Raw genomic sequence first — 8093 nt, 5'->3', positions numbered from 1 at the left:
CTAGGTGTTCGGCCCAATAGTTCCGCTCTGCTTCCGGTGGACGGCGCATGGCCCGCTTCAGACTCTGGCTGGAAATCCTGACCCGCGTCACACCCCCGAACATGGCGGTTTTCTGCATGTTGGAATCGTCACGGTTAAGGCAAGAGGGGCTGTGCGAAATCAGTACATGGAAATTGACGAAGTTCTTAGTATTCATGGGTGACGTCCCTTTTGGTATCGGAAGAGGCGGGTTGGGCGATATAGAAGTCTTCGATGAGTTGGCGCTTGGATTTTTGACTCCAGGAACCGTCACGCTCCGAGCGGTAAAGGAGCCAGCCGAAAGTTTTCCAATCCACTCGGGGATGCTTGAGACTGATTGCCAGGCGGCGTAGCTGGATGATGTCGAGTGGAGCACGCGAATGAGCGATCTGGAACAAGCGCGGTTCGCTGATGTTGGCTTCCTTCAACTGTCTGCCGAAACGCGGGGTAATGTCGCGTTTGGCGTCGCCACAGTCCTCGCACCAAGGCAGAAGAAACACGACTCTTAGCCAGCCATCGTGGGGGCGCGCTTGGTTGAAAAGGCGATAAAGCGCGGGGGTATCCCGTAAATCATCGGGCTCGGCTATCCGTCGGATTTGCGCTTTCATCCCATTATCCAACCCACCTTTGCGGGTTCCGTCCGCCTGAAGCGTCCCGTGGAACTTGGTGTAGATGTCCAGGAAATCCGGCCCGGTGCTTTTTTCATCCGCCATGGGTTTTTACCTCTTGTTGGAGTCTGGCGAGTTCGGTGCCGAGCCCGGCACGGGCCACGGCGATGATGGGAATAAGTTCAGGTTTGGCGGCGTAGGGCTCGGTCAATTCATTGAAAATGTCTCGGCAGACCTTGGCCAGCGCTGCGACGAAGTTTCCGCGGTGGGTGTTGAACCCCGCATCATCGAAAGCGACATCCGCCAAGGCGCTTTGCACCAGCCGCTCGGTGCGGCGGAAAAACAGGACTTCACCGGTTTTTTGCAACCCCACTCCCAGCCCCTTGAAACCCTTGTCCTTATTGCCTTTGCCGACATAGAACAGCTTCTTCCACAGGGCATCGCGGCTTTTGAGTGCCAGTTCGACCAAGTGCTTAAGGTTGCTCCCGGCCTCCCAGCCACTTGCAAGGCTTAACAGTTCGTGACGGCGCTCGATCACCGAGGCTTGATTGCTGCGATAACCCCCCACCAGCAGCGACAACGGTTTTTTCGGCCACGTCGTGCTGAACTGGACGATTGCGGATGCCGGACGGCTACCTTCCGGGTCTTGCTTGCCACTGCGAGGAACCACGAATTCGCTCATCAGCGTCCAGGCGGGCGCAGTGGTTGTAAAGGACAGGAATTTTTCCTCGCGCTTGCCTTTTTTGGTGGCAACTTGTAAGGCGCCATGAGGATGCGGCCATGGCGTGCCTTCGGCGGTGTAGGTAAATTTTTCTTTGAGGAAGCCGGAATAGGCGGGACCAGGCTCACCGCCCAGCAATTGGCAAGATTGCTGTTCGTCGGCGCCGATCAAGCTGACATGGGCCGGTTGCCAGAACAAACCGCGTAGCAGGCCAATTCTCGCAGTCGGGAAAGTCTCGCCGGCCTTGATAGGCTGCACCCAGGTAGGTTGATCTTGGGCGAAGTCAAAGTCGTAGACCGGCAACAGGTCGGTGATGGATTCGCGGGTGAGGACGTTCCGCCAAATCGTTTCCCGCAGGTGATCACCCGATACCAGGGTGGTGATGGGTGCTCCGCCCCGCAGCCCACCCTTGAAACCCCCGCCGAAGCTGGGGCAGTTCACCGCTTGATGGAACAGCGCGATGGCCGCAGCGGGCGCACCGAGGTAGCGGATTTCCCCCGGTTCGTTGAAAAACGCATGGTTGTTGCCTTCCGGCAAACCGATCAGCAGTTTCTGGATGGGAGTCGCCTCGTCGGCCTTGATGCCGCGGGTCTGCATGAACGGCCATTCGGGATGGTCAAGGTCGAACCAGTCGCCGAGCTTGGCGACGCCATCGGCGAACTCCTCGGGGGAGAGCGGGGTCTTGGCCCGCTGGCGCAGGGCGGGCGCGTCATCGGGAGGAAACATCACCTGGACGAGGCAGATCAGCAGTTGCAGGCAGGCCATTTCCAAATCATCGCGGGGCAGGGCGATGTCCCATGCCTCCGAGCCACACAGCTGTTCTTCCAGCGTGATCAGGTCACCGGTGACCGCCCCATTCCTATGCCGAACGGGTATCCAGGCATTCCTTAAGAGGTCCATCTTAGCCATCCCCCTATGATCAATAGGGTCAACACCAGCAAAACCCCTAGAAGCGGAGCCAATGCCGTGACGGCAAGAGGCGTAGTCTTGTTCAAGGCTTCAATCAACCCTCGAATTTCGCGCATCAACTCAGTCACGTTGTACTTCCCCCATGGTCAGCATGGCATTCAATGGTAAAGATAAAGCAGCTTATCGTAAAGTAGTTCGTGTTATTATTGAGCGGTGCCGGAATGGCCCTGATTTCCCCTGATCAGGGGATGAACCGTCGTTCGTGTTGTTCTTATCGGCAGGACGGCTATGTTCCCCACGCTAGTGGGGCTTGCCGGGCGGTCTTATCCGCCTGGCTGCTTGGCTCCCTTGGTCAAGCCGTATTCCTGCGAATAGACTAGGACGGTTCCACCCGCCTCGCCGCGCCAAGCCTCCCTGTCCCGCTCCAGCGGCAAGATCCGGCAGCCGTCGTCATGTATTTCCAGCGACTGGAGGAATTTCCAGCTCGCCGGGGCAGGAATGCCATTCAGGTTGATGGTCTCGGCCCTTTTGATCTCGCCCAGGTCGTTCAACTTGCATCCATCCAGCAGCGTCTTGCCGTCCGCGCTCAGCGGCAGCACTGTGTACCCCATTTCCTCGTCCCGGGTCAGGGAGGCCACGGTATCCTGATCGTCACGAAACTCACGGATATTCATCCTCACATAGCGGGCCGCGTCGTGGCGCTTTTGTTCCTGTTCTTGCTGCCAGCCAAGATGCCTGTCGATAACATCTTCAGGTTCGTCTTGAGCAACCGGCCATTCCTCGCCATAAACCGCCTCGATCCATTCCCGATAGGCGGCTGGAAATTGGATCACACCCCCCGATAGCTTCAATAATTGCTCCGTGCGCCATAGCAACCGCGGACTGCCATAGATGCATTTGAACACGTCATATTTACCGCTCGTAGGCGTCAGAACCAGGCAGCGCGGCGACTCGAAGCCAGGCGGACGCGCGCGATCATGTCTTTGCAAGCGCCCAAGTCGCTGAAACAGCAGATCCACCGGGCAGATTTGCGTCACCATCCAGTCGAAATCGAGGTCCAGGCTTTGCTCCACCACTTGAGTCGCGACCAGGATGCGTCCGCCGGCGTTTCGCATGGCCCCTTTCCCGTAATGGCCAAGCACGGCGATTTCCTTGAGCCGCCGGTCCTCGAAGCGATAACGGGCATGGAAGAGGTCGACTGGAATACCGGTTCGATTCAGCTGCCCGTCACGAAGGCGTTTGGCGGTTTGTTGCGCGACATCCACCAAATTGAGGATGAGGACGACTCGCGCGCCTTGCTGCGCCGCCTCGATGACACGCTTCAGGATTGCATCATCGGGTTCGGCCCGTGCGGTGGCGAGGCGTTCCACCGCGATGGTTCGCGGCTTGGGGTGGTGTTCCTTTGCGAGTTGCGGCGTGTCGAGGATTTGACCCTGGATATGGGTCAGCAGTGGATAGTCATGGGATTGCTCGATTTGCCTGGCACCCCATGCCTCGGCCAAACGCTTGCGTTGATTGGCTGGCAAGGTCGCGGAAAGCAGTATGGCGGAGCCGCCGGTTCGGGTTTGCCGGGCCAGTATTTCCTCCAAGAGGCCGGTCATGTAACCGTCGTAGGCGTGGACCTCGTCCACGATCAGGACGCTACGGTGGATGCCGAAGCCCCGCACGAACTTATGCCGGACCGGCAACACCGATAGCAGGGCTTGATCCACCGTACAAACGCCGATTTGTCCGAGGAAGGCGCGCTTGCGGCTTTGTGCCAGCCATGCCGTGCATTGCGCGGCAGCTTCCATCTCGCCTTGCACGCTGGGATGGCGTCCGGCTTCCCTCAGCCGGTCGAAGTCGTGATTGACATCCGACTTTCCGTGCGCCAGGACGACATTCGCACCCCCCTGAAAGGCCAAGGCAGCGAAATCTTCCAGCCGCTTGAGCATGGCATTGGCGGTGGCCTGGGTAGGCAGGGCGAAGACGATGGCGTCGGCAAGGCCGGCATCCAGCAAACGCCAGGCATAACCGAGCGCGGCTTCAGTCTTGCCAGAGCCGGTGGGTGCCTCTACCAGAAGCAGGCCCGGTTCGACGGGCAGAGCATCCACCAGGGTTTGAATGCCACGTGGCTTCTCGTTTGACGGGAGTACCGCAGCCACTCCGGAATAGGCGAGGATTTGCCCGTGCAAGCCGCATGAACGCAGCACCTGCTTGTTCGCTATGTCCGCGAGGCGTCGGGAGAAATAGGCTGCGGGTTCGAGGCGATCGGCGCAGTAAGGAAAATATCGGGTGTTGGAGCCAACCCAGTCGGCCACCGCACAGAAACCGGCGAGCAGACTTTGTGCCGCGCGATTGTCGTTATTGATTCGTTGCGGCAGGGACCGCAGGGATAGGCCGACTGGTAGGAGGAACAACGCTTCGAGTTCCAAGAGCCAAGCCTTCCGGGCAAGTTGGTCTTGGTGCTCCATCTTGCCGAAATTCCTGATTTTGCCGAGTTCAGCGTTGCCGGAAATGATTTCGCCATGATGGCCGGTGACCGCTTGCAGCCATGGACGCCATGCGTCCCAAGCTTCGTATGAATCGTCCTCGTCATCGCAGCCCAGCAGGGTATCCCATTCTGCTGTCAGCCAGACAAAACCAGCGAGTCCATGATCGTAGCCCTTCCAGTCAGCCTCGGCTATCTTCAATGTCGCCCATCCCGCCTCAGGCCAAAGCACCATCGTTACCTCGTGGGCTTTCCACTGGAATCGGATATCGAATTTGCCAAAATCATGCAGAGCGATGAAGAACAGCACCCAGGCCTTGAGTTCTTCCATCGCCTGTGTGTCGCCCTCGTTCACCTCCAGCGCGGCAGCAAAAGACCGCCGGATGGATCGGCTCGAATCCCACCACGTACAAGCCACCGCCGCCACATCCAGGCAATGCCATGCCAGCAGATGCCAGCCCGGATAGGTTTCCTGTTTTGGTGGCAGAGCGCCGACGCTTTTTCCCCAATAATTCCAGTAAGGTTTATGAGTCATCATGATGCCTTTGTGTTGGTTTTTCCGGAAGGAATTGGTGAGTGGGTGCGCGCGGAGATTTGTGGGCTTAAGAAGATTTCTGATATCTCGGCTGACGATATCGATGGGTCTCGGTTTCCTGGCTCGTCTCTGCCGGAAAGCAGTATGCCGCACGAGACAGACCAGCCCGACCGCCGTGCGTCCAGGCGTGACAGGCTGCTATTACTCGGGCCACAATAAAACGTACGACCACGGGGTCAGTTGCTGCGCCAGACAAGGCTTCCATGGGTTGCAGACGTTCGATAAAAAGTGGCCGGGTTAATAGAAAACGGCGCAAGGGATTCCCGCTGGCTGCCATGCCCCGGTGCCGACAGGGCCGGTAGTTCCGGTCCCTGGCCATGATCGCTGCGGTGGCATGCCGCTGGGCCGGATGCCACCGCTTCCGTTGCCGGCCGCTTGCTATCCTGTCGGTGGCGTGTCGCTTCCATAAGGGCTTGCAATACCCTTGCCCGCGCGGCCGGCAGGTGGCGCCGTGGCGCCGGCCTTGCGGTCGGCATCTCCCCCTGCGGGGTGGTACGATGGGATCATCAGGGTTGACTGATTCGAGCGCCCGTAACCGTCCCGTCCCTGGGAACCCCCCGATCCTCAACCGGAGTACCGTGCATGGCAGGCTATGTGGACGACGTCGTCATCCCTTACGACCGGGATCTCGGGCCGGTACTGTTCGAGCACTATGGCGCCGACACCGCCCGGCGCGTGGCCGAGCGATCGCCCGGTGACGTGCTGGAAATCGCCGCCGGTACCGGCATTGTCACGCGGCATCTGCGCAACCTGCTGCCCAGGGATGCGCGGCTGACGGCGATCGACATCAGCGATTCGATGATGGCGCTCGCCCGGACAAAATTTCTGCCCGACGAGCAGGTCACGTTCCGGAACGCGGACGCCACGGCGTTGCCATTCATGGACGCGTCGTTCGATGCGGTGGTCTGCCAGTTCGGGATCATGTTCTTCGATCAGGACCAGGCATTCGGCGAGGTGTACCGGACCCTCAGGCGCGGCGGGCGTTACCTGTTCCGCGTCTGGGATTCGGAGCAGTACAACCCGTTTGCCAGCCTGAGCTTCGAGGTGCTGAAGCGCTTCTTCCCGTCGGATACGCCCCGCTTCCTGTGCGATCCGGTGGCCTGCCATCAAATCGATCCGATCAAGGAACGGCTGATCCGGGCCGGGTTCGATCCCATCGTGATTTCCGTGCAGCGGCATACCTACGACATCCTCGACGTGTCGGCCTTTGCCCGCGCCCTGGTGTATACGCCGATCATCTTCGAGATCAGGGACCGCGGTGGCGTCAATCCCGAGGACATCGTCGATGCCCTTGCCGAGGCCTTCCGCCAGGCATACGGCGCCAGCCCCACGCGTTATCCGATGCAGGCCATCCTGTTCGAAACGGAGAAGCGATAGGGCCGCCGGGCGTGTCCCGTCATCGGGGCCATCGTCCCACCCATTCCCGACCCCCGCATGGGCGGGACCCCCTTCCTGAACACCCGCGCCGGAGGCCCGTTTCCAGGGCTAGGGCCGAATCTTTCGAGGTATCCATGCAGATGAACGAGAGCACGCCGATGGCAAGATGCTGCGCTGTGGCGCTGATGCTGATCCTGGGCCAGGGGGCCGCCAGCGCCATGCCGGGCATGTCCCTGGCGGGCGGGGGTGGCGCGGAGCCGCCGCCCACCTCGCAGCCGCTGGGCGGCGGGCTGGCCTCGCCGGGTTCCAATTTCGAGATCACCTACAGCGCCGATGGCAAAACGGCCTTGTTCACCTCGACCCGCCCGGGCAGCGTCGAGTCGGGGACGCCCTACAACTTTGATGTCTGGCTGGCCCGCAACGCCGATGGGGTTTGGCAGGCGCCGATCCCGCTCGGGGCTGGCATCGATCCCGCCGTCGGGCCGGACATCAACACCCCCGACTGGGAACTGGAGGCGAGCTTTTCCGACGACGGCAACCTCATCTATTTCACCCGCTACCGGGCCGGCAACCTGTCGACCGGCGACCTTTACGTGGCCCAGAAGGTCAACGGCGTCTGGCAGCCGGCCCGGAACTGGAACGAGGTGCCGGAACTGCCGCATCTCAACACCCCGACCGGTGAGGAGCATTGCCCGATCATCGCTTCCGACAGCCTGATCTACTTCAACTACCAGCAGCCGGGCGTCACCCAGGACAGCGATATCTGGAAGGTCGAGAAGAAGGACGGTGTCTGGCAAAAGCCGCAGAGCTTAGGGCCTAGGATCAATTCGCCCTACCGGGATCACCTGCACTGGACCGGGCTGTCCAGGGACGGCAAGAGCCTGATCGTCACCAGCAACCGGCCCGACCTGGGCTCGCGGGGCGGGCACGATGAGTGGATCGCCTACCAGAACCCCAAGGGCGAATGGCAGGAGCCCCTGAACCTCGGCGACACCATCAATACCGCCGGGGAGGACATGTGCTGGACCTTCACGCCCGATGGCCAGTCATTCACCGGCGGCTGGGGGCCGCAGGGCAGCTACAACATGGCGATCCACCGGGTCGCCAAGGACGATATTCCCCTGCTGAAGCGTTTCGAACCCATCGGCCCGCCGCCCAATCTGCTTGCCAGCGGCGCGGTGAAGCAGAAGAATAGCCACTGACGCGACCCGCCATCCCCGTTGCGCGGCGCCATCCGTCCGGCCGCCCCGCCGGCGGGACGGATGGCGGCGGAGTCAGTCTCGATCGGTCCAAGCGGCAACCCCATCCGACGGCCATGATGAATTCGTACTGGACAGATGCCCCGGTCCGACGGCCGGTTCACGGCAGCCGGCCGCGCCCGTCGCGATCGGGTCG

6 protein-coding genes are annotated in these 8093 nt (G+C 60.8%); 2 read left to right on the top strand and 4 right to left on the bottom strand.

Going from position 1 to position 8093, the window contains the following annotated elements:
- The 4 genes from ACYQ1H_RS12705 to cas3 all read right to left on the bottom strand — a co-directional run.
- On the bottom strand, positions 1 to 196 hold a 196-nt coding region (locus ACYQ1H_RS12705; RefSeq protein WP_460028410.1), incomplete at its 3' end, for a type I-E CRISPR-associated protein Cas7/Cse4/CasC.
- Positions 186 to 731 (bottom strand): type I-E CRISPR-associated protein Cse2/CasB, encoded by a 546-nt coding sequence (gene casB / locus ACYQ1H_RS12700; protein WP_460028409.1) that lies wholly within the window; start codon positions 729 to 731, stop codon positions 186 to 188. The genes casB and ACYQ1H_RS12705, both read right to left, overlap by 11 nt.
- Positions 721 to 2256, bottom strand: a complete 1536-nt coding sequence (casA, locus tag ACYQ1H_RS12695; RefSeq protein WP_460028408.1) for a type I-E CRISPR-associated protein Cse1/CasA — start codon at positions 2254 to 2256, stop codon at positions 721 to 723. The genes casB and casA overlap by 11 nt, the downstream gene beginning before the upstream one ends.
- A gap of 323 nt (positions 2257 to 2579) precedes the next feature.
- Entirely contained in the window at positions 2580 to 5261 is a 2682-nt protein-coding gene (gene cas3, locus ACYQ1H_RS12690) for a CRISPR-associated helicase/endonuclease Cas3 (RefSeq protein ID WP_460028407.1), read from the bottom strand.
- Between the two features lie 642 nt (positions 5262 to 5903).
- Here cas3 and ACYQ1H_RS12685 point away from each other — a divergent pair.
- Entirely contained in the window at positions 5904 to 6698 is a 795-nt protein-coding gene (locus ACYQ1H_RS12685) for a class I SAM-dependent methyltransferase (protein WP_460028406.1), read from the top strand.
- A gap of 134 nt (positions 6699 to 6832) precedes the next feature.
- A complete protein-coding gene (locus ACYQ1H_RS12680) occupies positions 6833 to 7900 on the top strand; it encodes a TolB-like translocation protein (RefSeq protein ID WP_460028405.1) in 1068 nt (355 codons plus the stop codon).
- Positions 7901 to 8093: the final 193 nt, after the last annotated feature.

The organism is Methyloparacoccus murrellii (assembly GCF_054657115.1).
The sequence above is the reverse complement of the archived record's forward strand: the minus strand, read 5'-3'. Positions and strand labels throughout refer to the sequence as shown.

Coding starts and splice junctions, on each gene's coding strand:
- casB (WP_460028409.1), bottom strand. CDS start 731: ATGGCGGATGAAAAAAGCACCGGGCCGGATTTCCTGGACATCTACACC.
- casA (WP_460028408.1), bottom strand. CDS start 2,256: ATGGCTAAGATGGACCTCTTAAGGAATGCCTGGATACCCGTTCGGCAT.
- cas3 (WP_460028407.1), bottom strand. CDS start 5,261: ATGACTCATAAACCTTACTGGAATTATTGGGGAAAAAGCGTCGGCGCT.
- ACYQ1H_RS12685 (WP_460028406.1), top strand. CDS start 5,904: ATGGCAGGCTATGTGGACGACGTCGTCATCCCTTACGACCGGGATCTC.
- ACYQ1H_RS12680 (WP_460028405.1), top strand. CDS start 6,833: ATGCAGATGAACGAGAGCACGCCGATGGCAAGATGCTGCGCTGTGGCG.